Genomic DNA, 25,633 nt, shown 5'->3' on the forward strand with positions numbered 1-25,633 from the left:
GCCGCGGGGCGCGGTAACGAGTGTTTCACGTGAAACAGATGGACTCACCAGGTCGACGCATTAGGCAGCGTTCTAAACAGCGCAGCACCCGTCGACGCTCCCACCCATCTGCGAAACGCACGCACCTCATCCATGCCATGCTCATCCCGGCTCGGGCAGGGATGCTGCTGAGCAGAGCGGGGGAGGACCTCGCAGCCCTGCTCACTATGGGCGACCAGGGCGGCGACCTCGAGCGAGGCGACGATGAGGTGTCTCGACAAGCCCCCCCCCGTCGCCGGAGGCCCCCGGTAGTGGCACATCGAGTGGCCACGACCATGGGCTGCGACCGGCCATCAGAAGCGGCACCCGGCAGGTGCCTGAATAGCGACGCAGACCATCCACGTTGGGGGAGGAGCGGCGCCGACGTCGGATGAGCGCGGATCGCACGCACGCATCACGGACAGACTCTGCAAACCTGGCGTAGGGACGGACGCACTCCGTCGGCATCCCCAGCGCGCACAGGTCAATCAGTCGGATTCACGGGCAAGACTGCCTCGGCGTAGGTGGTCTCGATCGGGAGGTCTCAAACCTCTTACGCGCTTCGTGGGGCACGAGGTTTCACGTGAAACGGAGCTGCTCCGGCGCAGCCCGAGACACGGGGCCTTTGGAAAGCGCCTCACGCTCGTCACGTCCTCCTTGCGGCTCGCCGCGGGCCTGTTTCGACGTGGCCTCCCCATCGAGCGATTGTCGCGTCGGAACGCGGCGCGTCCCGCCGGTACCGCCCCGAGGGGTGAGCGGATCGGTCAGACCTCTCCGCAGGACCTGGCTACATACCTGGATGCGTTCCGGCCCCGCCACAGACGAATGCCGGGGAGCCCACGCCGCACCATCCCGCGCGCGTCGCCCCGTCGTTGGAAGGCAGCGGACTGCGAGGAGAATCGACTCGACGCACCCGCCAGCACCTCGAGTAACACGTCGTGCCCCGTGTACTCCATAAGCGACTGATCTTCGCACCTGTCGAGTGCCCTTGCCTCACCTGCCACCGTGCCCCTGGCAGAGTCCGTCGCGCGACGCTCGCCGATCCCCATTCGCGAAGAAGTGAACACCTCCACCACAGCACGAATCGTGGAGATGACTCCCGGCCTCCGCGCATGACGGGCCCACCTGAAGAGCTTCCGACGACCTGTTCGTCGTCGAGCCGGTAACGCCGTGAACGAAGAGTGTGGGCGCTCACCGTCAGCGCATCGATCGGTCCGCGCTGGTTCGCCACACAACTCCAAGCGGTCGCGTCCGTTGTGACTCTGCGCGCTCCTGCACGGGAACGGGGTTCGATCGCCGCCGCCCTTCTCCACCGCATCCCAGCGCTCGGCAATACACACAACGCGAATCACACCCGCGTGCACCCTCGCGCGCTGGAATAGACGTACTGACCATTACATGAAACTATCGACACGTGGGACGACCGAAGCAACCCGACATCTCGGAACACCTTCTCGACAGGTGCACCGACCACGCCCTGGAGCACGGCCTGCCGGACCGTCTGCAGCCATTCGTCGACGCGACGGGAACATCGGCGCGGATGTTGCTGTACCACTTCAGCACCCGCGACGAGCTCCTGCGTGCCGTTCTTCGCCGGGCACGTCAACGCCACCTCGAGTACTTCGCAGCGTTGTTCAGCGTTGTTCCGGGGGAGTCGTACGCCTCCACGCTCGCGCGCGCGTGGGTGGCCATGACCGGCCCCCGGGCGCAGCCGTTTCTGCGGATGTTCGGCCAACTGACCGAGCAGCACGACACCTCGCTGTGGCCGGGCTTTCGCGCCAAGGCCACGACCGACTGGCTGCCGCCGCTCGAAGCCGGCCTCGCCACAATCGATCGAGCCGAGTCGGCGACGCTCGTGCTCGCCGTCATCCGGGGTTTGATCCTCGACATCGACGCCACGGCAGACGTGGACCGCGCAGACGAGGCGTTCGGTCTGCTCCTCAAGAGCCTCGATCCGAGCGCTCCGCCCATCTCACGCGGCGAGAGGACGGTGAGTCGCCCCGCGTCAGCGTGAGACCGTGGCCAGGAACACGCGCGTGGGCTCGTCGAGCAGACCTTCGCCCACGATCTCGACCGTCACGTCCTGCAGGCCGAATTTGCGCACCTGCTTGGCCGCAGCCTCGACCTCGGCACCGACGTTGGCGCCCTTCAGGAAGACGAGCCGACCGCCCGGGCGTACGAGGGGAGCGGTGAACGGCAGGAGCGTCCGCAGAGCGCTCACGGCGCGCGCCGTCGCGACATCGAAGACCCGGCCCTCCGCCCACTCCTCGCCCCGCATGCGGGCGACAGAAACGTTCGACAGTCCCAACTCCGACACCTGCTCCGTCAGCCACGCCGTGCGACGCTCCATCGGCTCGATGAGCGTCCACTCGACGTCGGGTCGTGCGATGGCCAGAACGAGCCCGGGCAAGCCGGCGCCTGAACCCACATCGACCGCGCGACCCGAGAAGAACGGAGCCGCGATCGCACTGTTCAGAATGTGGCGCGTCCACAGCCGAGGAACCTCGAGCGGACCGATGAGGCCACGCTCCTCACCATGGACGGCAAGGTTCTCGGCGAACCGCCGCGCGAGGTCGATCCGGTCGCCGAACAGCGTCGCCGCGGCATCCGGCTCCGTCTCGAGTTGCTCCGCCATCCCCGCTCAGCCGCGTCGCAGCACAGTGTGCCGGTCGGCACCCTCGCCGAACGACTCGGAGGAGTACCCCCGGTCGGCCGCGATGTCGTGCACCAGCTTGCGCTCGTAGCTCGACATCGCCGGCAGCGATGCCTGGGAGGCTCCCTCTTCGAGGCGCGTGATCGCCCGCTCGACGAGCGTCTCGAGCTGACGCTGGCGTGCGTCGCGGGAGCCGCCGATGTCGAGGATCAAGCGCGAGAAGCGTCCGGTCGAGCTCTGCACCGCGAGGCGCGTCAGCTCCTGCAACGCCTGCACGGTGTCGGGGTGCGAGAGCGCCGAGAGCGCCGACACGTCGTCGGCTTCGACCGACACGTAGGCACGGCCGGCGCGCACGTCGAGCGCCAGGTCGCCGTCGATGTCGGCGATGTCGAGCAGGCCCTCGAGGTAGTCGGCGGCGATGTCGCCTTCCTGCTCGAGCTGCTCCTCGGTGGCGGCGGTCTGGTCGGGGGCGATCTGATCGGACGTCGTCATCGTGATCTCCGTGGGTCAGGCGGGGGAGGAGGAGCCCGACGCACCACCGGTGCCGGGATTCTTGGCGGACTGCTGCTTCTTGGCGCGCTGCTTGCCCACCGGCTGCTGGCGCTTCGGCTGGGTGGCGCGGGCCTTCTCGGCCTCTTCGAACAGACGCTGCTGCTCGGCCTCGTACTTCTCGATCGGCACGACCTTGCCCGACGAGTCGATCGCCTTGCCCTTGCGTGCGAGACGCTCCTCGCGGGCCTTGGCGGCGTCGGAGCCGGGAGTGGGCATCTCGCGGATGACGACGAACTGCTGCACCATCGTCCACAGGTTGCTGACGAACCAGTAGATGACGACTCCGAGCGGGAAGAAGACACCCGAGAAGATGAAGGCCAGCGGCAGGATGTAGAGCATGATCTTCTGCATCTGGTACGCCTGACCGGTCTTGGCCTCGGGCGACAGGTTCTTCGAAATGATCTGCAGCTGCGTGAAGAACTGCGACGCGATCATGAGCACGACGAGCGTCAGCAGGATCGCCACGGTGACTTGTCCATCGGACTGACCCCACGCGGTGACGAGGTTCACGTGCATGGATGCCACGTCGAACAGGCGGGCGTCGTAGAATTCCGTCGTCAGCTCGGGCGTGAGCAGACCCACACCACCCTGACCGACGGCGGCGTGCTTGGAGACGTCGTTCAGCACGCTGAACAGCGCGAAGAAGATGGGCATCTGCACGAGCAGCGGGAGGCAGCTCGAGACGGGCGTCGTGCCGTGCTTCTTGTACAGGGCCATCGTCTCGCGGCTCATCGCCTCGCGAGAGAGCTGGTCGCGCTTGCCCTTGTACTTCTCCTGCACCTTGCGCAGCTCAGGAGCGATCTCCATCATTTTGCGCTGGCTCTTGATCTGCTTCACGAAGAGCGGGATGAGGGCGGCACGCACGATGAGCACGAGTCCGACGATGGACAGCACCCACGTGAGGCCGGCGGCGGGAGCGAGCCCGACCGCGGTGAAGAGCGCGTGCCAGCCCACCAGCACGAGCTCGACCATCCATTTCAGTGGCCAGAGGATGGTCCCAATGAGATCGAATTGCACGATCAGTCCTTTCGGGCGGGCACGACGAAACCGTGCCGAGTGAGTTCGTGGCGGAAGGCCCGATGAGGACGGACGTCGTCGATGCCACCCTGAGCCCAGGGATGACAGCGTGCGAGACGGGCCGCGGTGAACGCGATGCCCTTCACGAGTCCGTGCTGCTGCACGGCGCCCACCGAATAGGCGGAGCAGGACGGGTAGTACTTGCACACATCGCCGTAGACGTGCGAGATCGTCGCTCGATATGCATGGAGCAGGGCGAGCCCTGCGTTACGGGGGAGGAGGGGGATGGATGCCACGACCCCGTCACCGGTCAGGTGGGCCGCCCCGGTCGCCGAGGTCGGCAGTGTCGAAGCGCTCATGCCGATGCTTTTCGTTCGAGACACCGCACCACGTCGGCTCGGAGCGTCGCATAATCAGCGGTCGCGGCCGACGGAAGTGCTCGGATGACGATCGAGGCGCCCCCGCGGATGGACGGGAGCGCCTCGGCGCACACCGCTTTGAGGCGGCGGCGAATGGTGTTGCGGGTGACCGCGGAGCCGACCTGTCGGCTCACGATGAAGCCGAAGCGGGGCGAATCGGTCTCAGCCGACGTTCCGACGTAGGTCACGGTGTGCGCTCCGGCACACCGAGAGCCCCGTCGGACTGTGGCTTTGTAGTCCGATCCGCGGGTGAGTCGGTTCGGCTTCGCGAGCACCGGGTCTATCAGGCCGAGAGCTCGGTACGGCCCTTGGCGCGGCGGGCCGCGAGGATGCCGCGGCCGGCACGCGTACGCATGCGGGCACGGAAGCCGTGCTTCTTGGCGCGGCGGCGGTTGTTGGGCTGGAAGGTGCGCTTGCTCATGGGTCACTCCGGAGGTGGTGTCGCCCGATGCTCTTCTGCCGGGGACGGGGTCGGGACTGCCGTATAGGCATAAGTCAACCGACTAAGGCTACGTCGCGCGCGGTGTTAACTCAAACCGGGAAGCCGACCGCTCATTATCCCCAAGCGTTGTCCACAACCGTGGCAAAGACACGCGACCGGCCTCTACAGTGGATTTTGCTCCGCGAGAGCCGCGAACTAGCGTGGCCCCGGAAGTTATCCACAGGTTCGACGCGACACGTCGATCACCCGTCGCGTCAAGATCCCGGAGGGGACATGTCTCTGCACGAGCTCCCGGATGTACCTGTCTGGTCGACCGTGCTGGACCATCTTCTCACCGACGACCGCGTCACCCCGCAGCTCCACGGCTTCCTCAATCTGGCCGTACCGCAGGGAGTGATGGGCGGCACCCTGTACCTGGACGTCCCGAACGATCTCACCGCGGCGCAGTTCAACAAGCGCATGCGCGCGCCGATCCTCGAAGCCCTCGCGCAGGTGCAGGGGACCGATCCCGAGGTCAGCACCTTCCGCGTCGTGGTGAACCCCGACATCGGAGACTCGCACCACAGTTCCCCCTCGTCGCCCGCGCCGGCCGAGACACGGGCGTCCGCGACGGCCCCCACCGCCGGGCATTCCCCCGTGATCGATCAGGCGCCCGAGCCGATCGTCCCGGCCTCGCGCAACGACACCCGGCTCAACCCGAAATACACCTTCGACAACTTCGTGATCGGTCAGTCCAACCGTTTTGCGCATGCGGCAGCCGTCGCCGTGGCCGAGGCGCCGGCGAAGGCGTACAACCCGCTCTTCATCTACGGCGACTCGGGCCTGGGCAAAACCCACCTGCTTCACGCCATCGGCGACTACGCCGCGAGTATGTACGCCGGCATTCGGGTCCGATACGTCTCGAGCGAAGAGTTCACGAACGACTTCATCAACTCGATCGCGAACAACCGCGGCTCGGCGTTCCAGGCGCGATACCGCGACGTCGACATCCTGCTGATCGACGACATCCAGTTCCTCCAGGGTCGCGCCGAGACGCAGGAAGCCTTCTTCCATACGTTCAACACGCTGCACGATCACGACAAGCAGGTCGTCATCACGAGCGATCTGCCGCCGAAGCAGCTGACGGGCTTCGAAGACCGCATGCGCAGCCGCTTCGAGTGGGGTCTGATCACCGACGTGCAGGCGCCCGACCTCGAGACGCGCATCGCGATCCTCCGCAAGAAGGCGCAGAGCGAACGGCTGCTCATCCCCGACGACGTCCTCGAGTACATCGCCACCGTGGTGTCGTCGAACATCCGCGAGCTCGAGGGCGCACTGATCCGCGTCTCGGCGTTCGCGAGCCTGAACCGCTCGACCCTCGACATGTCGCTCGCCCAGACCGTGCTGCGCGACATCATCGACCAGGACGACGCCAACGTCATCTCGCCGACCGACATCATCACGGCCACGGCGCAGTACTTCAAACTGTCGGTCGACGACCTGTACGGCTCGAGTCGTTCGCAGGCCGTGGCGACGGCTCGACAGATCGCCATGTACCTGTGCCGCGAACGCACGAGCCTGTCGCTGCCCAAGATCGGCCAGCTCTTCGGCAACCGCGATCACACCACCGTGATGTACGCCTACAAGAAGATCAGCGACCTCATGAAGGAGCGTCGATCGATCTTCAACCAGGTCTCGGAGATCACAAGCCAGCTCGGCCGTATGCGCTGAGCGCCTCTCTCCCGTGAAGGGTCCGTCCGCATCCGCGGCGGACCCTTTTCGCGTTTTCCCGCGTGATTCCGGGGCTGAACGCCCCTCGGCGGCACTTTTCGACACGGTTCTACACAGTGTGGAAAACCTGTGGATAACTCCCGATTGCTGCGGATGAGATGTGTAGGACGCGCCGAGAGGCTGTGGACGGGCGTCAGGAGCCGGCATCCGGGATCGTGTTAACAACACAGGCGGTCCGCAGCGAGTCCACAGTTAACAACCGCCGCGATCCCTGCTGTTAACAAGCGTGTCGGAAGTTATCCACACTCTCCACAGCCGTTAACAAGATGAAGACTCCATCTCTTCGTTAAGGGTCATTCGATGACCTCGTGGTGCGGTCGGGCCTCGATGGCTCGATGCGAGTGGGGCACTAGCATGGGTAAGCCATACCCGCCGTCAAGGGAGCGTCCGTGAAGTTCCACGTCAATCGCGATGTGTTCAGCGAAGCCGTCTCGTTCGTGGTCAAGCTCCTGCCTCAGCGCAATCCGCAGCCGATCCTGGCCGGTGTGCTCATCGAGGCCGGCGAGCAGGGGCTCACCCTCGCGGCCTTCGACTACGAAGCATCCGCACGCACGACGATCGAGGCCACGGTCGACGAGCCGGGCACGATCCTCGTTCACGGCCGCCTCCTCAGCGACATCGCGAGCCGTCTGCCGAACGCCCCGATCCAGATCGCGGTCGACGACGACGGCGGCATCCTGCTGACGTGCGGTTCCGCGCGGTTCACGCTCGCGTCGATGCCCGTGCAGGAGTACCCGGCCATCCCCGAGGTCTCCGGCGAGTCCGGCCTCGTGCCGGCCGACGAGTTCGCCACGGCCATCGCGCAGGTCGCGTTCGCCGCGTCGCGCGACGACGTCACCCCGGTCCTCACCGGCGTGCAGCTCGAGGTCACCGGCACGCGTCTGAGCCTGGTCGCCACCGACCGCTACCGCGTCGCGCTGCGCGAGATCCCCTGGGACGGCGGCGCCACGGCATCCGACGAGCCCACCTCCGCCCTCGTGCCGGCCCGCACCCTGCAGGAGGTCGGCAAGACCTTCGCGCACGGCGGCGACATCTCCATCGCGTTCTCGGGCTCGGGCGACCGCGAGATCATCGCGTTCTCGTCGGGCAACAAGACGGTGACCTCGCTGCTGATCAAGGGCAACTTCCCGCCCGTGCGTCGCCTGTTCCCCGCGCAGACCGAACACCACAGCGTCGTCAACACCGCTGAGCTCCAAGAGGCCGTGCGTCGCGTCGCCCTCGTGCTCGACCGGTCGGCGCCGCTGCGCTTCACCTTCGGACCCGACGGAGTGTCGATGGACGCCTCGGGCACCGAGCAGGCGCGTGCGACCGAGTCGGTCGACGCCACGCTCGTCGGCGACGAGGTGACCCTCGGACTCAACCCGCAGTACCTGCTCGAGTCGCTCGGAGCGGTGCGCAGCGAGTTCACGCGCATCACGTTCACCTCGAGCGACAACGCGAACAAGCTCAGCCCCGTGCTGGTCACCCCGCAGACCTCGGTCGACAAGGGCGGCGAGGGCTCGTTCAAGTACCTGCTGCAGCCGAACCTGCTGCTGCGCTGAGCCGCGAACGCCACGACCCCGGCGGTGTCGGAGGTGACGGGTAGTCTGACTCGGTGATCGTGGAGCAGCTCGGACTGAAGGACTTCCGCAATTACGCGGAAGCCGATGTCTCGCTCTCGCCCGGCGCGAACGTCTTCATCGGGCGCAACGGTCAAGGAAAGACGAACCTCGTCGAGGCCGTGGCCTATCTCGCCACGCTGGGTTCGCACCGCGTATCGAACGACGCCCCGATGGTGCGTGACGGGGCGGATGCCGCGATCGTGCGCGCCCGACTCGCCCACGGTGAGCGCAGCGTGCTGCTCGAGCTCCAGCTCAACCGCCAAGGGGCGAACAAGGCCCGCGTCAACGGGGTCAACGTGCGCACCACCGAACTGCCGCGCTACGCCCAGGTCGTGCTCTTCGCCCCCGAAGACCTGCAGATCGTGCGCGGCGACCCGTCTGCCCGACGCCGTTTCGCCGATCAGCTGATCGTGCAGCGGTCTCCTCGCATGTCGGCCGTGCTCGCCGACTACGACCGCGTGCTCCGCCAGCGCAGCGCTCTGTTGAAGTCGGCCAGGGCCCGTGGCATCCGCGGCGACGCCCTCAGCACGCTCGACGTGTGGGACGACAAGCTCGTCTCGCTCGGCACCGAGGTGATCGAGGCGCGGCTGGCGCTGGCATCCGATCTCTCCGCCCCTCTGGCCCGCGCCTACGCGGCGATCGCCGGCGCCGATCACGACCCCCGTCTGTCGTGGGCGCTGTCGGTGGGCGGCGGCGACCCCGAAGAAGGCGACGCCGTCGACGCGGGCGGATCATCGGCTCCTCTCGCCGACCAGTTCCGCGCCGCCCTCGCCGCCCGTCGCTCCGCCGAGCTCGAGCGCGGTCTCACGCTCGTCGGTCCCCACCGCGACGACCTCGTGCTGCAGGTGCGGGGTCTGCCGGTGAAGGGGTACGCCTCGCACGGAGAGTCGTGGTCGGTCGCGCTGTCGCTGCGACTGGCCTCCGCCGAACTCCTGCGCGCCGAGTCGCGCCTGGGCGACCCCGTGCTGATCCTCGACGACGTCTTCGCCGAACTCGACGCGGGCCGGCGCACGCGCCTGGCCGAGCTGGCCGGCGGCTACGAGCAGGTCATCGTCACCTCCGCGGTCGAAGAAGACGTGCCCGATGCGCTGCGTGCGCACGTCGTGCGCGTCGAGGCCGGCGAGATCCAGGAGCAGGATCATGTCTGACGAGGCGGAGCTCCCCGAGACGATGGCGACCTATCTTCGCTTGCGTGGTCTCGAGCCGTCTCCGTATCGCAAGAAGAAGAAGCGCCGTCGTTCCGACGACGGGGAGAACGCTCCTTTCACTCCCGGGCGCGACCCCCGCGGCCTCGGCGATGTGCTCTCGGCGCTGACGCAGTCCGCCGGCTGGGAGCCGCAGCTCTCGCGCGAAGACCTCGTGCGCACCTGGGACGAGGTCGCCGGTGCCGACACTGCCGCGCACACCCGCCCGGTCGCGCTCGACAACGGCACCCTCACGGTCCAGGCCGACTCCACCGCATGGGCGAAACAGCTCCAGCTCATGCGCGCGCACATCCTGTCGGAGATCATTCGGCGCTACCCCGAGGCGGGTGTCGAGGCGATCCGCTTCGTAGGGCCCGACGTCCCCTCGTGGAAATGGGGGCCCAGAGCCGTTCCAGGCCGCGGTCCGCGCGATACCTACGGTTGAGCCATGGTCGATCCCGGCTCGGCGCGATTTATCGCCGCGTAGGGGCGTACAAGCCATTTCGAGGGCCCTTCCGCGATAGGATGGAGATTCCGACGAATCGATCTGGAGCGCGCGTACCCATGACGTCCGAAAACCCCGACAGCGTTTCCGAGGAACCCGAAGCGACCAGCAAGAAGGTTCCCAACGAGTACGGGGCAGACGCCATCCAGGTGCTCGAAGGTCTCGAGGCGGTCCGCAAGCGTCCCGGCATGTACATCGGTTCCACCGGTGAGCGCGGCCTGCACCACCTCGTGCAGGAGATCGTCGACAACTCGGTCGATGAGGCCCTCGCCGGGTACTGCGACACGATCGATGTGACGATCCTCGCCGACGGCGCCGTCCGCGTGGTCGACAACGGCCGCGGCATCCCGGTCGACATGCACCGCACCGAGGGCAAGTCGACCGTCGAGGTCGTGCTCACCGTCCTCCACGCCGGCGGCAAGTTCGGCGGCGGCGGCTACGCGGTCTCGGGCGGTCTGCACGGCGTCGGCTCGTCGGTCGTCAACGCGCTCTCGACGCGCCTCGAGGTCGAGGTCAAGCGTCAGGGTCACGTCTGGCGTCAGTCGTTCCGCGACGGCGGTGTGCCCCTCGCCCCCCTCGCGCAGGGAGAAGAGAGCGACGCGACCGGCACGACGATCACGTTCTGGCCGGATGCCACGATCTTCGACACCGTCGACTTCGACTATGACACGCTGCGTACGCGCTTCCAGCAGATGGCGTTCCTCAACAAGGGGCTGCGCATCAGCCTGCGCGACGAGCGTCCGCAGTCGGTGATCACCGAGGGCGAACCCGGTGAAGAGGTCACCGGCGCGCGCTACGACTCGTTCCTCTACGAGCGCGGTCTCGTCGACTACGTCGAGCACCTCAACCGCGTGCGCAAGGCCGACGTGGTCAACGACGAGATCATCGAGGTCGAGTCCGAGGACACCGAGCGCAAGATTGCGCTCGAGCTGGCGATGCAGTGGACGACGGCGTACACCGAGAACGTCTTCACCTACGCGAACACCATCAACACGCACGAGGGTGGCACGCACGAAGAGGGCTTCCGCGCGGCGCTGACGACGCTCGTCAACCGCTACGCGCGCGCGAACAACCTGCTCAAGGAGAAGGACGACAACCTCACCGGCGACGACATCCGCGAGGGTCTCACCGCCGTCATCTCGGTCAAGCTGTCGGAGCCGCAGTTCGAGGGTCAGACCAAGACCAAGCTCGGCAACACCGAGGCCCGCGCCTACGTGCAGAAGGTCGTCGGCGACAAGCTCGGCGACTGGTTCGACCGCAACCCCGCGCAGGCGAAGAACATCATCCGCAAGGCGATCGACGCCGCGACCGCTCGTCTGGCCGCCCGCAAGGCGCGCGAGACCGCGCGTCGCAAGAGCGTCTTCGAGTCGGCCGCGATGCCCGACAAGCTCAAGGACTGCACCTCGAAAGACCCCTCGATCAGCGAGATCTTCCTCGTCGAGGGTGACTCCGCCGGCGGCTCGGCCGTGCAGGGGCGCGACCCGCACACGCAGGCGATCCTGGCGCTGCGCGGCAAGATCCTCAACGTCGAACGCGCGCGCCTCGACCGCGCCCTGGGCAACAAAGAGGTCCAGGCGATGATCCAGGCCTTCGGCACGGGCATCGGCGAAGACTTCGACATGGCCAAGGCGCGGTACCACAAGATCGTGCTGATGGCCGATGCCGACGTCGACGGCCAGCACATCACCACGCTCCTGCTGACCCTGCTCTTCCGCTACATGCGCGGTCTCATCGAGGCGGGCTTCGTCTATCTCGCGCAGCCCCCGCTGTACCGCCTGAAGTGGTCGAACCACCCGCACGAGTACGCCTACAGCGACCGCGAGCGCGACGCGATGCTCGTCGACGGTCAGGCCTCCGGACGCCGCATCCCCAAAGACAACGGCATCCAGCGTTACAAGGGTCTCGGCGAGATGAACGACCACGAGCTGTGGGAGACCACGATGGACCCCGAGACCCGCACGCTGAAGCAGGTGACCATCGACGACGCCGCCTCGGCGGACGAGATCTTCTCGGTGCTCATGGGAGAAGACGTCGAGTCGCGACGCAGCTTCATCCAGCGCAACGCCAAAGACGTCCGCTTCCTCGACATCTGATCCGCACGACAGATCTCGCTCCGACGTATTCACGAAACTGAGAAGACATGGCTGACGACACCACTCCCGAGCCCGCCGAAGCGCGCGAAGAAGGCGCCCACAACCACGGCAAGATCGACCAGGTCGACCTGCAGCTCGAGATGCAGCGGAGTTACCTCGACTACGCGATGAGCGTCATCGTCGGGCGCGCCCTGCCCGACGTGCGCGACGGCCTCAAGCCCGTGCACCGCCGTGTGATCTACGGCATGTACGACGGCGGCTTCCGCCCCGACAAGTCGTTCTCGAAGTGCGCCCGTGTCGTGGGCGAGGTCATGGGGCACTACCACCCGCACGGTGACGCCCCGATCTACGACGCCCTCGTGCGTCTCGTGCAGCCCTGGTCGCTGCGCTACCCGCTGGCCCTCGGTCAGGGCAACTTCGGCTCTCCCGGAAACCAGGGCGCCGCCGCCCCGCGTTACACCGAGACCAAGATGGCCCCGCTCGCGCTCGAGATGGTGCGCGACATCGAAGAAGAGACCGTCGACTTCGAGGACAACTACGACGGCCAGACGCAGGAGCCCACGGTCCTGCCGGCGCGCTTCCCGAACCTGCTGGTCAACGGTTCGGTGGGCATCGCCGTCGGTATGGCGACGAACATCCCGCCGCACAACCTGCGTGAGGTCTCGAGCGGTGCCCTGTGGGCTCTCGAGAACCCGGATGCCACGCGCGAAGAGCTGCTCGAGGCGCTCATGGAGCGCATCCCCGGCCCCGACTTCCCCACGCGCGCCCAGATCCTGGGCACGCGCGGCATCAAGGACGCGTACCGCACCGGTCGCGGCTCGATCACGATGCGCGCGGTGGTCAACATCGAGGAGATCCAGGGCCGCACGTGCCTCGTGATCACCGAGCTGCCGTACCAGGTCAACCCCGACAACGTCGCGGTCAAGATCGGCGACCTCGCCCGCGAGGGCAAGATCACCGGTGTCGCCGACATTCGCGACGAGAGCTCGGGCCGTACCGGTCAGCGCCTGGTCGTCGTGCTCAAGCGCGATGCGGTCGCCAAGGTCGTGCTGAACAACCTCTACAAGCACACGCAGCTGCAGGAGAACTTCGGCGCCAACATGCTGGCGATCGTCGACGGCGTGCCGCGCACGCTCTCGCTCGACGGCTTCATCAGCCTGTGGATCGACCACCAGGTCGAGGTCATCGTCCGGCGCACGCGCTACCGCCTTCGCAAGGCCGAAGAGCGCATGCACATCCTGCGCGGCTACCTGAAGGCGCTCGACGCGCTCGACGAGGTCATCGCGCTCATCCGTCGCTCGCCGACGGCTCAGGATGCCAACGAGGGTCTGCAGAAGCTCCTCGATATCGACGACATCCAGGCGCAGGCGATCCTCGACATGCAGCTGCGTCGTCTCGCTGCCCTCGAGCGCCAGAAGATCGTCGACGAGGCCACCGAGCTCGAGGCCCGCATCGCGGACTACAACGACATCCTCGCCACCCCCGCCCGCCAGCGCACGATCATCCGCGACGAGCTCACGGCGATCGTCGACCGCTTCGGCGACGACCGTCGCACCGAGATCCTGCACGGGTTCGACGGCGACGTCTCGATCGAAGACCTCATCGCCGAAGAGGAGATGGTCGTCACCGTCACCCGCGACGGCTACATCAAGCGCACGCGCAGCGACAACTACCGCTCGCAGCACCGCGGCGGCAAGGGCGTGAAGGGTGCGCAGCTGCGCGCCGACGACGTGGTCGAGCACTTCTTCGTCACCACGACGCACCACTGGCTGCTGTTCTTCACGAACAAGGGGCGCGTGTACCGCTCCAAGGCGTACGAGGTGCCCGAGGCCGGGCGCGACGCCAAGGGTCAGCACGTCGCCAACCTGCTGGCGCTCCAGCCCGACGAGGAGATCGCGCAGATCCTCGACATCCGCGACTACCAGGTCGCGACCTACCTCGTGCTCGCGACGCGGGGCGGTCTGGTCAAGAAGACCCGCCTCGAGGAGTACGACACCAACCGTCAGGGCGGCGTCATCGCCATCAAGCTGCGAGGTCAGACCTCCGACGAGGGCGACGACGCCGAGCAGGGCGGCGCCGACGAGCTCGTCAGCGCCATGCTCGTCGACGAGGGCGACGACATCCTCCTCATCAGCCGCCTCGGCATGTCGCTGCGATTCTCCGCCACCGACAACGCGCTGCGCCCCATGGGTCGGTCGACCTCGGGCGTGAAGGGGATGGACTTCCGCGAGGGCGACAGCCTGCTCTCGGCATCCGTCGCCAAGGACGACGAATTCGTCTTCGTGGTGACCGAAGGCGGCTACGCCAAGCGCACCGCGGTCACCGAATACCGCATGCAGAACCGCGGTGGTCTGGGCATCAAGGTGGCCCGTCTGACCGACGATCGCGGGGTGCTCGCGGGCGGAATGATGGTGTCCGAGGGCGACGAGGTCCTTGTGGTTCTTGCCAGCGGCAAGGTGGTACGCTCCAGCGTGGCCGAGGTGCCCGCCAAGGGACGCGACACCATGGGTGTCGTCTTCGCTCGCGCCGGAGGCGATGACAAGATCATCGCGATCGCGCGCAACGCCGAGCGGAACCTCGCCGAGACGACGGAGACGACCACTGAGCCCGCCGCTTCACCCGCGGACGAGGCCAGCGCCTCCCCTTCCGACACCCCCGAGGAAAGTACTGACGCATGAGCACGGTAGCCGACAAGCTCGCCAAAAAGTCGACTCACAAGACCCCTGCGAAGCAGGTGCGTCTGCGCCTGGTCTACATCGACTTCTGGTCGGCGGTGAAGCTGTCGTTCCTGGTGGCGGTCGCCCTGGCCATCGTCACGGTGGTCTCGTACTTCCTCATCTACCTGGTCGTCTCGGCGACGCTGCTGTCGAAGCTCGATGAGTTCTTCACCAGCTTCACCGACGGTGGGGCGACGCTCTCGCAGTACATCGGTCTGCCCCAGGTCATGGCGTTCGCCGCGATCGTGGCGATCCTCAACCTGGTCGTGGTGACGGTGCTCGGCGCCGTCATGGCAGGCATCTACAACCTCGCGGTGAAGGTGACCGGCGGCCTGCTCGTCGGCTTCACCTCCAACTGACGTCGATTCGTCAAAACCTCGCGAATCCGGTAAAGTCTTCGAGGTTGACATCACGTCAGCGAGACGGGGCTATAGCTCAGGCGGTTAGAGCGCTTCACTGATAATGAAGAGGTCCCAGGTTCAAGTCCTGGTAGCCCCACCCCTTCCCTCGCGGGGCCTTAGCTCAGCTGGTAGAGCGCCTGCTTTGCAAGCAGGATGTCAGGAGTTCGAATCTCCTAGGCTCCACAACCGCGAAACGAAAGCCGGCCTTCGGGCCGGCTTTCGTCTTTGCCCCGCGACATTCGTGCCCCGGCGCTCGCTAGAGTCACGTCATGGACATGCGGGTCGCCGCGTACGCCGTCGTGACCGACGCCGACGGCCGTGTACTGCTCGCGCACTGGATCGACGGTAGACGGCCCGCGTGGACGCTCCCCGGAGGCGGTCTCGAGCCCGGCGAGGATCCCGCCCGGGCCGTTCGCCGGGAGGTCCGCGAAGAGACGGGGTTCCGCGTCGCGATCGACGAGCTGCTCGGCATTCATTCCCGGGTCATCCCGGCCGAGGCACGGTTGGCCCACGATTCCGAGGGGCCGCTGCACGCCTTGCGGATCGTCTATCGAACGCACGTCGTCGGTGGTCGCCTGAGGGACGAGACCGACGGCTCGACCGATCGCGCGGAGTGGTTCACCCTCGCGGAGGCCCGCAAGCTCCGTCGCGTTCAGCTGGTCGACGTGGCGCTGCGCATGGCGGGGCTTCTGCCCACCTGATCGTCAGGCGCGGTCGACCGTGATGTCGGCGACGGTCGCGCCGTAGGCGGCGATGAGGTCGTCGGCGTCGACGAACAGGCTGTAGCCGTGCGCGCCGGCACCCATGGCGATGCGGGTGCCGACGATGCGCTCATCGGCGTAGACGGGCCATGCCGTGGTGCTGCCGATGGGCACGATCGTGCCGCGCTCGTAGCCGGTCGCCGCCAGGGCGAGCTCGGGTTCGGGCAGGCGGAGTTTGTTGACCCCCACCACGGCGCGGAGCTTCGCCCACGAGATCGCCCGGTCACCGGGCACCAGGGCGAACAGGTACGTGTCGTCGGAGCGCTTCACCACGAGCGTCTTGACGATCGATGCCGAAGGGATGCCGAGGAGCTCGGCGGCCTCGTCGAGGCTCGAGGCGGCGGGGCGCTCGCGCACATCGACAGAGAGGCCGCGCGCGAGCGCGGCCTCTCTGACTCTGATGGTGGGGTCGCTCACGCGTCCGGCGCGCGCAGCGGGTCGTCGGCAACCCACAGCTCGTCGTCGGCGCGCAGCGTCTGCCACGCGGCGTACGCGACGCCCGCGGCGGCGACGAGACCGAGGATGATGGCGATCACGCCACCGGCACCGATGCCGTCGTGCTGCGAGGGAAGCTTCTTCGACAGGCGCTTGGACGCCTGCTTGCCGTACTTCTCGGCACGCTTGGCGTACTTGTGGGTGTCGAGCTCGAAGCCCTTGCCCTTGGCGATGCGGTCACGGGTGTCGCCCGCGGCGTCCCACACCGACATCGCTCCGCCGACCACAGCACCGGCCGCGGGAACGACCTTGTGGCTGAGGAAGCGGTTCGTGCCCTTGACGGTCTTGTCCACGTACGGAGCGGCGTACTTGCCGTAGCCGTCCTGCACGGCGGGGACGAGGTCTTCACGGCTGAAGCGACCGAGCTGGTGGCCGGCTTCGCGAGCGACCTTCCCACTCTCGCCCAGCAGCACCTGCTGCGACTCCCACACCTTGGCGGCGTGCTTCTGGAGCTTGCGCAGTTCCTTCTTGCTCTTGCGGCTGAGGCCCACGGCTCATCCTCCCTGTCGATGGGATGTACGTTCGTTCATCTTGCCAGAACGGGCCGCCGGCACCGCCGACCCTTGCAGATAACTCTGAGAGAATGTACCCATGGCCAACCACACCGCCGTCGCGACCCTGCACACCAACCACGGCGACATCGTCGTCAACCTGTTCGGCGACCACGCGCCGCGCACCGTCCGCAACTTCATCGGGCTCTCCGATGGTTCGCAGGAGTGGACGAACCCGGCGACCGGGGCGAAGGGCGAAGGTCCCCTCTACAAGGACGTCGTCTTCCACCGCATCATCCCCAACTTCATGATCCAGGGCGGCGACCCGCTCGGTCAGGGCATCGGCGGCCCGGGATACAACTTCAACGACGAGATCCACCCCGAGCTCGACTTCACGCAGCCCTACAAGCTGGCCATGGCCAACGCCGGTCTGCGCCGCAACGCCATCACCGGTCAGGCCGAGGGCACCAACGGCTCGCAGTTCTTCATCACGACCGACCCCACTCCGTGGCTGCAGGGCAAGCACACCATCTTCGGCGAGGTCGCCGACGAGGCTTCCAAGGCCGTCGTCGACGAGATCGCCGCAGTTCCCACCGGCGCGCAGGACCGGCCGAAGGCAGACGTCGTGCTGCACTCGGTCGACGTCGTCGCCGTCTGACGCTCGGACGACGGCGGGTGTCCACGACCGACGAGTTCCGTCGCAACAGCGACAACTTCTGTTACCGGCATCCGGACCGGCAGAGCTTCGTGCTGTGCCAGCGGTGCATGCGCACCGTGTGCTCGGAATGTCGGACACCCGCCGCCGTCGGCGTCATCTGCCCGGAGTGCATGGCCGAGCAGCGCGCTCAGCAGACCCCCGCGCAGAAGAAAGCGCAGCGTCGATGGGCGTCTCGCCCCGCGATGGCGCTCTCGACCGATCGCCCCCGTATGACGCTCGGGATCATCGCGATCACGGGATTGACCTACATCATCGGGTTGATCCCCGGGGTGGGCTCGATCCTCACGCAGTTCCTCGCGTTCAACAGCGTCTTCCTCATTCCCGAGCTGGGCGTCATCCAGCCGTGGCGACTGCTCACGGTCTCTCTCGTGCACAGCGGCTTCTTCCACATCGCCCTCAACATGCTCGCGCTGTGGTTCATCGGCCGCAGCCTCGAGCCGATGCTCGGACGCGCCCGGTTCCTGGCCCTCTACCTGATCGGCACGATCGGCGGATCCGTCGCCGTGGCGCTGCTCGCGCCCGGCGTGTGGACGGTCGGAGCGTCGGGTGCGATCTTCGCCCTGTTCGGGGCGCTGCTGGTGATCGGGCGCCACATCGGCGCCGACATCCGCGTGATCGCGATCCTCATCGCGATCAACTTCGCCTGGCCGTTCGTGGTGGCGGGGATCGACGCGATCGGCTCGGGCAGCTTCCCGGCGTCGCTGGCTGCCGTGGGCATCTCGTGGCAGGCGCACCTGGGTGGTCTCATCGCCGGGGCCCTGGTCGGCCTCATCTACTCGCGCACGCGCGCACCGCGTCAGCGCGGGGTGCAGATCGGTCTGCTGGTGACGCTCAGCGTCGTTCTTCTCGCCCTGCTGGTGATCCCGGCCCTGGCGTACGTCTGAGAGTTATCCACAGTCCCATCCACAGGTGGGGATGAATTACACGCGTGTAAGTCAGCGCCACTTCGTGGTCATGAGGAAGCCGACGAAGGCGATTCCGAAACCGATGACCAGGTTCCACGGGCCGATGCCCGGGATGGGGAACTGCGAGTTGCTGAGGTAGAACACCAGCACCCACACGAGGCCGATGAGCATGAGGCCGATCATGATGGGCAGGAACCACACGGGGTTCGGTGCCGATCCACCGTCGTTGCGCTCAGCGATCGGGTCTTCGCCTTTGCCAGTTCGAGCCATGCCGGACAGTCTAACGGTCAGGAATGCGCGAATTCATGGAACTAGACTCGCCTCGTGCAGACCGTGCAGGAGCCGCAGACCCGTCGTACGCGACGGCGCGGCCGCGCTCCTCAGCGCGGCGTCTCGGTCGTCGGAGTCATCGGCGACCTGCTCGTGACGGCGGGTGTGGTCGTGCTGCTGTTCGTGGTCTGGCAGCTGTGGATCGGCGACGCGATCATCGGAGCGCAGTTCAAGGACCAAGGTCAGGAGCTCAGCGACTCGTGGGCCCTCGAGCCCTCGGCCCCCGCGCCCGCCGCATCTTCGCCGGCAACCTCGGCGCCCACCGGTCCGCCGACGGCTGATCCTCCCGCCCTCCCGCAGCCGGGCGATGCCGAGCGCTTCGCCGTCGTGCGCATCCCGCGGCTCGGGCCCGACTACTCGTTCCCGCTCGCCGGCGGGGTCAGCTCGTCGCGCACGCTCGACCCGATCGGCCTCGGGCACTATCCCGATACGGCCATGCCGGGTCAAGTCGGCAACTTCGCCATCGCCGGCCACCGCGGCAGCCACGGCGCCCCGTTCGCCGACCTCCCCTCGCTGCACATCGGCGACGCGGTCGTCGTCGAGACGGAGCAGGGCTGGTACACCTACCGCTTCCGCAACATCGAGTACGTGCGCCCGAACGGCGTCGACGTGCTGCTCCCGCTGCCGCAGCAGCCGCAGGTGGAGGCCACCGACCGCATCATCACGATGACGACCTGCAGCCCGCGGTACGGGTTCTCCGAGCGCGCCATCGCGTACGGCGTCTTCGAGTCGTACACCCCGCGCACCGAAGCGGGCCCTCCCACGTCCCTGACCTCTGGAGCCGCGTGATGTACGGAGCTCTCTGGCGCGTTCTGCCCGGTCCCTGGTGGGTCCGCCTGCTCATCCTCTTGGTGCTTCTGGCGGCCGTGCTCTACGGCCTGTTCTTCTACGTCTTCCCCTGGGTGAGCGACCTGGTGTACCCCTCGGAGGTCACGGTCGAGTGACCGGTCTGCGGGTCGTCGTCGTCGACAACCGCGACAGCTTCGTCCACACCCTCGCCGGGTATCTCCGCGACATCGGTGCGGAGACGACGATGGTCGACGCCCATGATCCCGCCGTCGTCGACACCGTGCGTCGTCACGACGCCGTGCTCGTGTCTCCGGGGCCCGGTCATCCCGTCGACGCGGGACGATCGGTCGAGGTGGTCCGCGCGGCCGCGGACGCCGGCATCCCGTTGCTCGGGGTCTGTCTCGGCCACCAGGCGCTGGCGACAGCCTTCGATGCACGGGTGACGCAGGCTCCCGAACTGCTGCACGGCATCACGAGCGTCATCCGCCACCACGGCGACGGGGTGTTCGCCGGTCTCGACGACGGGTTCGTCGCGACCCGCTATCACTCCCTCGCCGTCGACGAGTCGAGCCTGCCGGCGGAGCTCGAGGTCACGGCGCGCACCGACGGGGGCGTCGTCATGGGGCTCCGCCACCGCTCCGCGCCGCTGGAGGGCGTGCAGTTCCACCCCGAGAGCGTGCTGACCGAGGGCGGCCATCGGCTGCTCGGCCGGTGGCTCGAGAACGCCGGTCTGGCCGGCGCCGTGGAGCGCGCGAGCGCGCTTCATCCCCGACGGGTCAGGACCCCGAGCACACCGTCAGCGTGATCTCGCTGTGCACGGGCACTTCACCCGGGGCCAGCGACTGCGTCGTGACCGTCGCGGGAGTGGTTGCCTTGCAGCCGGGGTCGTCCTTGGTCAGAACGGTGAGCTGCTTGTCGTCGGACTCGAGCTCGCGCTTCGCCCCGTCGAGGGTGTAACCGGCGTAGTCGTTGATGACGACCTTGCCGCTGGCGACCACGAGGTTGACCGTCGTCCCCTTCGCGACCTCGGTGCCCGCCTCGGCCGTCGCGGAGATCACGGTGCCGGCGGCGAGGGCGGCGTCGTTCTGCCGACGGATGGATCCCACGACCAGGCCGGCGTTGGTGAGTGCCGTGCGCGCCTCGGTCTCGTTGATGCCGTCGAGAGTCGGCACCATCGCGGTGTCGGGGCCCGTCGAGACGTAAAGGGTCACCTGCTGGCCGGCCGTGACGTTTGTGCCGGCCGAGGGAGTGGAGCTGATGACGTTGCCCGCGGCGATCTGCTCGTCGGGCTGGTTCACGCGACTCGCGGTGAGCTGCTCGGCCTGAAGTGCCTCGACGGCGCGGTCGTACGACATGTCGACCACGTTGGGAACGGTCAGGGCGTTGGTGGGCACGTTCGAGGCGGGCTGGATCTGCATGACCCACACCAGCACGGCGACGAGCAGAACGGCGAGCACCGTCACGCCGGCCCAGATCCAAGCGACCGGGGGTCCGGGCTGCGTGCGGCGCATCGTCGTGTCGGTGCTGAGCTGGCGGAGCGAGCGCGCGGTCTCGGCGGCCTGACGCGGGTTCGGCCCGTACAGCTCGTTCGACAGGGCGGACATCTGCCGCTTGCTCGGAGCTTTGCCGTCGGCCGTCTCGTCGAGCGCTTCGCGGAAGCTCGCGGCGTCCTGCGGGCGCTGGAAGGGATCCTTCGCCAGCGCGCGCAGAACGATCGCGTCGAGTGCCCGCGGGATCGACTCGTCGATCTCGCTCGGCGGGACCGGCGCCTCACTGACGTGCTGGTAGGCGACGGCCACGGGGGTCTCGCCGCGGAACGGAGGGCGTCCGGTGAGCAGCTCGTACAGCACGACGCCCGTGGAGTACAGGTCGGCGCGCGCGTCGACCGACTCGCCCTTGGCCTGCTCGGGGGAGAAGTAGGCGGCGGTTCCCACGATGGCCGTCGTCTCGGCGACGGTGGAGGAGGAGTCCGACACGGCGCGGGCGATGCCGAAGTCCATGACCTTCACGCGACCGGAGTCGGTGATCATGACGTTGCCCGGCTTGATGTCGCGGTGGACCACGCCGGCGCGGTGCGAGTACTCGAGGGCTTCCAGGATGCCGTCGACGTAGCGCAGCGCCTCGTCGGTGGGCACCTTGCCTTCGGCGATGATCTCCTTCAGCAAACGCCCGTGGACGAGCTCCATCACGATGTAGGGCACGGGGCGCTCGACCCCGTCGACGCCGGTCTCGGCGTCTTCGCCCGCGTCGAACACGCGCACGATCGTCGCGTGCGCCATGCGCGACGCCGCCTGCGCCTCGAGGCGGAACCGCGTGCGGAACGCCGCGTCTCCGGCGAGGTCGGAGCGCAGGATCTTGATCGCCACCGTGCGCCCGAGAGTCTGGTCGTACCCGCGGTACACGCTCGCCATCCCGCCGCGACCGATGAGGTCGTCGACGCGATAGCGCCCGGACAGGACGCGCGTCTCAGTGGTCACGAAGGAACTCCTGGCGTGGGGGGATCGAGGGTGAGTCAGTTCTTCTTGCCGGGGGTGGCGCTCGCTCCCGCGCCGTTGCCTGTCGTGCTCGGGCTCGGCGTGTTGCCACCGGTGATGGTGGCGGACGCCTCGCCCGAGGGGCCGGCGGTGCGGTCGGTGCCCGAGCAGCTAACCGTGTACGTGATGCGGAGCGAGTCACCCACGGCGTTGCTCACCTTGAGCTGCGCGTTGCGCGAGTCGGGCGGGAACGACGACGACGACTGACCGTTGTTGTCGAACGTGCCGTTGGTGGCGGTCAGGTTGTACGACACCACGTTGCCGGTACCGGAGGGGCAGGTGTACTGACCCCACGACACGCGCACGTCGCTGCCCGCGGCCACGGAGGTGCCGGGGAGCGTCGGAGCGGCCGGCTCGGTGAGGGGCGTCTCTTCGCCGAACACGCGGAGCACGATGATCGTGCCCTCGGGCACGCTGCCGGTCGGGTTCACCGAGTCGACGATGCCCACCTGATCGGGAGTGGAGGCGGGGTTTCCCGTCTCGCACTGCGCGCCCAGCTTGTTGTCGCTGAGGATCTGGCTCGCCTCGTCGCAGGTCTTGCCCGGCAGGTCGAGAGCGTTCACGTTGATGAGCGACGATGTCGCGGTCGGCGAGGACGACGGGGTCGGCGCGCTCGGAGTCGGCGCGGACTGCGTGGGCGCGGACTCGGTGGGCGCGGCATCCGGTTCGTTCTGGTTCGACAGCAGGCCGAACAGCGTCACTCCGAGGATCAGGGCCAGCAGTGCGATGAGGGCGACCAGAGGCCACGTCCAGCGACTGCGCTTCTTCTTCTCGGGGACCGGGGTCTCTTCGACGTGCTCTTCGGTCAGAAGCGACGTCGCGGCACCCGCGGCCGGCATGAGCCGCGTGGTCGCGGAGGTCTGTCCGGCGGGCGTCAGCAGCTGCGTCATCTCGTCGGCGATCGCCGCACCGGCGGCGACGGCGGGCACGGCGGCCGCAGCTGCCGTGAGGTCGCCGCGGCGCAGGGCGGTGGCCGCACGCGAGACCGCCGCCGAGGAGGCGGGACGCTCTTCGGGCTTTTTGGCGATCATCGCCATGACGAGGTTCTGCACCGGCTGCGCCACGGTGGGCGGCAGGGGGGCGGGCTGCTCGTTGATCTGCGCCATGGCGATCGCCACCTGCGACTCGCCCGTGAAGGGGCGCTTGCCCGCCAGGGACTCGTACGCGACGATGCCCAGCGAGTAGGTGTCGGTCGCGGGCGACGCCGGGTGACCCGACGCCTGCTCGGGCGAAAGGTACTGCACCGTTCCCATGACCTGACCGGTCGCGGTCAGCGGAACCTGGTCGGCGATGCGGGCGATGCCGAAGTCGGTGATCTTCACGCGCCCGTCGGGCGTGATCAGCAGGTTGCCGGGCTTGATGTCGCGGTGCACGAGACCCGCGGCGTGCGCGGCCTGCAGTGCCGCCGCGGTCTGCGCGACGATGTCGAGGGTCTTGTCGGTCGACAGCGAGCCCTCGCGCTCGAGGATCGTCGACAGCGCCTCACCGGGCACCAGCTCCATGACGAGGAAGGCACTGCCGTCTTCTTCGCCGTAGTCGAACACGCTGGCGATGCCCTCGTGATTCACGAGCGCGGCGTGGCGGGCCTCGGCGCGGAAGCGCTCGAGGAAGCCCGGGTCGCCCATGTACTCGTCTTTGAGGATCTTGATGGCGACGGTTCGTCCGATGACGTGATCCGTCGCCTCCCAGACCTCGCCCATACCGCCGATCGCTATGCGCGATTCGAGCTCGTAGCGTCCTCCGAAGGTCACACCCTGCGTCGGTCTCATTTACCCAGCACCGCCTCCATGACCTTCTTCGCTATCGGGGCGGCGATCTCGTTGCCGCTCCCGCTCTGCCCTCGGCCACCACCGTTTTCGACCACCACGGCGACGGCGACCTGAGGGTCGTCCGCCGGTGCGAAACCGGTGAACCAGAGCGTGTAGGGACGGGAGTCGTTCTCCGCAGTGCCGGTCTTACCCGCCACCTGAACCCCGTCTATTCTTGCATTCGATGCCGCGCCGTCCTGGACGTTCGCCGTCATCATCGAAACCATCTGCGCGTTGACGTCGGGCTCGAGCGCCCGACCGAACTCGCTGTCGGAGCCCTGGTCGCTCACCGACAGGTCGGTGTTGATCACCCGATCGATCATGCGCGGGTTCATCACGACGCCGTCGTTCGCGATGCCCGCCGACACCATCGCCATCTGCAGGGGCGTGGCGCGCACGTCGCCCTGTCCGAAGCCGCTCAGGGCGGTCTGCGGGGCGTTGGGGTTCGAGGGGTACGTCGAGGCCGTGGACTCCAGCGGCATCGAGAAGGTCGAGTTGAAGCCGTACTTCTCGGCCTCGGCGCGGATCGCGTCGGCGCCGAGCTCCACGGCGAGTTCGGCCATCGGAATGTTGCAGCTCAACCGCAGGGCCGTGGCGATGGTGACCGTGTCGCCCTCGCCGCACGCGCCGCCACCGGCGTTGCTGACCACGTTCGTGGAGTCGGGGAGCGTGTACGCCGCCACGTTGGGGAACGCCGAGTCGGGCGTGTACTTTCCGGATGCCAAGGCAGCCGACGCCACGACGAGCTTGAAGGTCGATCCCGGAGGGTTGAGGTCGCCCGCGATCGCGCGGTTGTCGAGCGGCTTCGACGGGTCGGCCACGAGCTGGTCGTAGGCCGCGTTCACGGCATCCGTGTCATGCGAGGCCAGAGTGTTCGTGTCGAAGCTGGGCTTGGAGACCATCGCGAGGATGCGCCCGGTCGACGGCTCGATCGCGACGACGGCTCCCTGCAGATCGCCCATGGCGTCCCACGCGGCCTTCTGCACGGTGGCGTCGACCGAGACCTCGACATTGGAGCCGCGGGGCGCCTTGCCGGTGATCGCGCGATCGATGCGCGAGAAGAACTGGTTCGAGTCCTGCCCGCTCAGCACGCTGTTCTCGGCCTGCTCGAGACCGGTGCGGGCATCGAGCACCGGGTTCACGTACCCGGTCACGGGGGCCCACATCGCGGCATCCGGATACTCCCGCTGCCAGCTGTAGACGTCGTCCGACGGTACGGAGGAGGCGATGGCGGCGCCGCTGGCGACGATCGACCCGCGCTGCACTTCGTAGGAGTCGTAGAGCGCACGGGTGTTGCCCGAGGTGTTGGTGAGGGCGTTGGCCTGCACCACCTGGATGATGCTCGTCGAGGCGAACAGCGCGAGGAACATCGCCAGCATGACGATGCTGAGGCGTCGGAGTTCTTTCGTCACGGTGCCTCCTCCGGGATC

Annotated in this window: 26 protein-coding genes and 2 tRNA genes; 16 read left to right on the forward strand and 12 right to left on the reverse strand. The window is 67.6% G+C overall.

Annotation, left to right across the window (positions count from 1 at the left end; translation table 11 throughout):
• Positions 1 to 1,432: 1,432 nt before the first annotated feature.
• On the forward strand, positions 1,433 to 2,032 hold the full coding sequence (locus tag LPW41_RS01390; protein ID WP_230703933.1) for a TetR/AcrR family transcriptional regulator: 600 nt from the start codon (positions 1,433 to 1,435) through the stop codon (positions 2,030 to 2,032).
• On the opposite strand, the gene rsmG is transcribed toward LPW41_RS01390, so the two are convergent.
• Genes rsmG through rpmH form a run of 6 tightly spaced genes read right to left on the reverse strand, consistent with a single transcriptional unit; the run spans position 2,024 to position 5,080 of the window.
• Positions 2,024 to 2,653 (reverse strand): 16S rRNA (guanine(527)-N(7))-methyltransferase RsmG, encoded by a 630-nt coding sequence (rsmG, locus tag LPW41_RS01395; protein ID WP_144830975.1) that lies wholly within the window; start codon positions 2,651 to 2,653, stop codon positions 2,024 to 2,026. The two genes, LPW41_RS01390 and rsmG, sit on opposite strands and share 9 nt — an antisense overlap.
• Positions 2,654 to 2,659: 6 nt before the next feature.
• Positions 2,660 to 3,163: a R3H domain-containing nucleic acid-binding protein gene (locus tag LPW41_RS01400; protein WP_230703934.1), complete on the reverse strand. Its 504-nt coding sequence runs from the start codon at positions 3,161 to 3,163 to the stop codon at positions 2,660 to 2,662.
• Between the two features lie 15 nt (positions 3,164 to 3,178).
• The gene (gene yidC / locus LPW41_RS01405; protein ID WP_144830970.1) at positions 3,179 to 4,240 is read right to left on the reverse strand and encodes a membrane protein insertase YidC; all 1,062 of its coding nucleotides are present in this window, start codon (positions 4,238 to 4,240) and stop codon (positions 3,179 to 3,181) included.
• Positions 4,241 to 4,242: 2 nt separating this feature from the next.
• Positions 4,243 to 4,599, reverse strand: a complete 357-nt coding sequence (gene yidD / locus LPW41_RS01410; RefSeq protein WP_144830967.1) for a membrane protein insertion efficiency factor YidD — start codon at positions 4,597 to 4,599, stop codon at positions 4,243 to 4,245.
• Positions 4,596 to 4,934, reverse strand: coding sequence for a ribonuclease P protein component (gene rnpA, locus LPW41_RS01415; protein WP_144830964.1), 339 nt, complete (start codon positions 4,932 to 4,934; stop codon positions 4,596 to 4,598). The genes yidD and rnpA overlap by 4 nt, the downstream gene beginning before the upstream one ends.
• Positions 4,935 to 4,942: 8 nt before the next feature.
• Complete coding sequence (rpmH, locus tag LPW41_RS01420; RefSeq protein ID WP_013584598.1) at positions 4,943 to 5,080, reverse strand: 50S ribosomal protein L34; 138 nt, start codon at positions 5,078 to 5,080, stop codon at positions 4,943 to 4,945.
• Positions 5,081 to 5,374: 294 nt separating this feature from the next.
• On the opposite strand from rpmH, the gene dnaA reads away from it, so the two are divergent.
• The 10 genes from dnaA (at position 5,375) to LPW41_RS01470 (ending at position 16,073) form a co-directional block, all read left to right on the forward strand.
• A complete protein-coding gene (dnaA, locus tag LPW41_RS01425; protein WP_144830933.1) occupies positions 5,375 to 6,811 on the forward strand; it encodes a chromosomal replication initiator protein DnaA in 1,437 nt (478 codons plus the stop codon).
• A 449-nt stretch (positions 6,812 to 7,260) separates the two neighbouring features.
• Entirely contained in the window at positions 7,261 to 8,412 is a 1,152-nt protein-coding gene (gene dnaN, locus LPW41_RS01430) for a DNA polymerase III subunit beta (RefSeq protein ID WP_144830931.1), read from the forward strand.
• Between the two features lie 53 nt (positions 8,413 to 8,465).
• Positions 8,466 to 9,620 carry a DNA replication/repair protein RecF gene (recF, locus tag LPW41_RS01435; protein ID WP_144830928.1) on the forward strand — a complete coding sequence of 385 codons (1,155 nt, stop codon included), beginning with the start codon at positions 8,466 to 8,468 and terminating at the stop codon, positions 9,618 to 9,620.
• Positions 9,613 to 10,101: a DUF721 domain-containing protein gene (locus LPW41_RS01440; RefSeq protein ID WP_144830925.1), complete on the forward strand. Its 489-nt coding sequence runs from the start codon at positions 9,613 to 9,615 to the stop codon at positions 10,099 to 10,101. Before recF ends, LPW41_RS01440 begins: the two co-directional genes overlap by 8 nt.
• Before the next feature lie 119 nt (positions 10,102 to 10,220).
• Positions 10,221 to 12,254 carry a DNA topoisomerase (ATP-hydrolyzing) subunit B gene (gyrB, locus tag LPW41_RS01445; RefSeq protein ID WP_144830923.1) on the forward strand — a complete coding sequence of 678 codons (2,034 nt, stop codon included), beginning with the start codon at positions 10,221 to 10,223 and terminating at the stop codon, positions 12,252 to 12,254.
• 47 nt (positions 12,255 to 12,301) lie between these two features.
• Positions 12,302 to 14,932, forward strand: coding sequence for a DNA gyrase subunit A (gene gyrA, locus LPW41_RS01450; RefSeq protein ID WP_144830920.1), 2,631 nt, complete (start codon positions 12,302 to 12,304; stop codon positions 14,930 to 14,932).
• A complete protein-coding gene (locus tag LPW41_RS01455; protein WP_144830917.1) occupies positions 14,929 to 15,330 on the forward strand; it encodes a DUF3566 domain-containing protein in 402 nt (133 codons plus the stop codon). The genes gyrA and LPW41_RS01455 overlap by 4 nt, the downstream gene beginning before the upstream one ends.
• 65 nt (positions 15,331 to 15,395) lie before the next feature.
• Positions 15,396 to 15,469: transfer RNA gene (locus LPW41_RS01460), tRNA-Ile, on the forward strand.
• Positions 15,470 to 15,482: 13 nt separating this feature from the next.
• Positions 15,483 to 15,555 (forward strand) — tRNA-Ala (locus tag LPW41_RS01465).
• 86 nt (positions 15,556 to 15,641) lie between these two features.
• Positions 15,642 to 16,073, forward strand: a complete 432-nt coding sequence (locus tag LPW41_RS01470) for an NUDIX hydrolase (protein ID WP_144830914.1) — start codon at positions 15,642 to 15,644, stop codon at positions 16,071 to 16,073.
• Positions 16,074 to 16,076: 3 nt separating this feature from the next.
• On the opposite strand, the gene LPW41_RS01475 is transcribed toward LPW41_RS01470, so the two are convergent.
• Both LPW41_RS01475 and LPW41_RS01480 read right to left on the reverse strand, forming a co-directional pair.
• Positions 16,077 to 16,550 (reverse strand): aminoacyl-tRNA deacylase, encoded by a 474-nt coding sequence (locus tag LPW41_RS01475; protein ID WP_144830911.1) that lies wholly within the window; start codon positions 16,548 to 16,550, stop codon positions 16,077 to 16,079.
• Positions 16,547 to 17,119, reverse strand: coding sequence for a DNA helicase (locus LPW41_RS01480; protein WP_144830908.1), 573 nt, complete (start codon positions 17,117 to 17,119; stop codon positions 16,547 to 16,549). The genes LPW41_RS01475 and LPW41_RS01480 overlap by 4 nt, the downstream gene beginning before the upstream one ends.
• 100 nt (positions 17,120 to 17,219) lie before the next feature.
• Here LPW41_RS01480 and LPW41_RS01485 point away from each other — a divergent pair, with 100 nt between their 5' ends.
• A complete protein-coding gene (locus LPW41_RS01485) occupies positions 17,220 to 17,777 on the forward strand; it encodes a peptidylprolyl isomerase (protein ID WP_144830905.1) in 558 nt (185 codons plus the stop codon).
• 17 nt (positions 17,778 to 17,794) lie between these two features.
• The gene (locus LPW41_RS01490) at positions 17,795 to 18,721 is read left to right on the forward strand and encodes a rhomboid family intramembrane serine protease (protein WP_230703935.1); all 927 of its coding nucleotides are present in this window, start codon (positions 17,795 to 17,797) and stop codon (positions 18,719 to 18,721) included.
• 51 nt (positions 18,722 to 18,772) lie between these two features.
• Here the strand turns inward: LPW41_RS01490 and LPW41_RS01495 are convergent, their stop codons facing one another.
• Positions 18,773 to 19,012 carry a cell division protein CrgA gene (locus tag LPW41_RS01495; RefSeq protein ID WP_144830902.1) on the reverse strand — a complete coding sequence of 80 codons (240 nt, stop codon included), beginning with the start codon at positions 19,010 to 19,012 and terminating at the stop codon, positions 18,773 to 18,775.
• 54 nt (positions 19,013 to 19,066) lie between these two features.
• Between LPW41_RS01495 and LPW41_RS01500 the strand changes: the two genes are divergently transcribed.
• From LPW41_RS01500 to LPW41_RS01510, 3 genes are read left to right on the forward strand one after another with little or no spacing between them, the layout of a single operon-like run.
• On the forward strand, positions 19,067 to 19,861 hold the full coding sequence (locus LPW41_RS01500) for a class E sortase (protein ID WP_144830899.1): 795 nt from the start codon (positions 19,067 to 19,069) through the stop codon (positions 19,859 to 19,861).
• Positions 19,861 to 20,016: a hypothetical protein gene (locus LPW41_RS01505; protein WP_186325439.1), complete on the forward strand. Its 156-nt coding sequence runs from the start codon at positions 19,861 to 19,863 to the stop codon at positions 20,014 to 20,016. Before LPW41_RS01500 ends, LPW41_RS01505 begins: the two co-directional genes overlap by 1 nt.
• Entirely contained in the window at positions 20,013 to 20,666 is a 654-nt protein-coding gene (locus tag LPW41_RS01510; protein WP_144830896.1) for an aminodeoxychorismate/anthranilate synthase component II, read from the forward strand. Before LPW41_RS01505 ends, LPW41_RS01510 begins: the two co-directional genes overlap by 4 nt.
• Here the strand turns inward: LPW41_RS01510 and pknB are convergent.
• From pknB to LPW41_RS01525, 3 genes are read right to left on the reverse strand one after another with little or no spacing between them, the layout of a single operon-like run.
• Positions 20,638 to 22,338: a Stk1 family PASTA domain-containing Ser/Thr kinase gene (gene pknB, locus LPW41_RS01515; protein ID WP_230703936.1), complete on the reverse strand. Its 1,701-nt coding sequence runs from the start codon at positions 22,336 to 22,338 to the stop codon at positions 20,638 to 20,640. The genes LPW41_RS01510 and pknB overlap by 29 nt on opposite strands.
• A gap of 35 nt (positions 22,339 to 22,373) precedes the next feature.
• Positions 22,374 to 24,164: a serine/threonine-protein kinase gene (locus LPW41_RS01520; protein WP_144830891.1), complete on the reverse strand. Its 1,791-nt coding sequence runs from the start codon at positions 24,162 to 24,164 to the stop codon at positions 22,374 to 22,376.
• The gene (locus LPW41_RS01525; RefSeq protein WP_154097003.1) at positions 24,161 to 25,615 is read right to left on the reverse strand and encodes a penicillin-binding protein 2; all 1,455 of its coding nucleotides are present in this window, start codon (positions 25,613 to 25,615) and stop codon (positions 24,161 to 24,163) included. The genes LPW41_RS01520 and LPW41_RS01525 overlap by 4 nt, the downstream gene beginning before the upstream one ends.
• Positions 25,616 to 25,633 lie beyond the last annotated feature (18 nt).

The organism is Microbacterium sp. JC 701 (genome assembly GCF_021026215.1).
GTDB lineage: Bacteria > Actinomycetota > Actinomycetes > Actinomycetales > Microbacteriaceae > Microbacterium > Microbacterium algihabitans.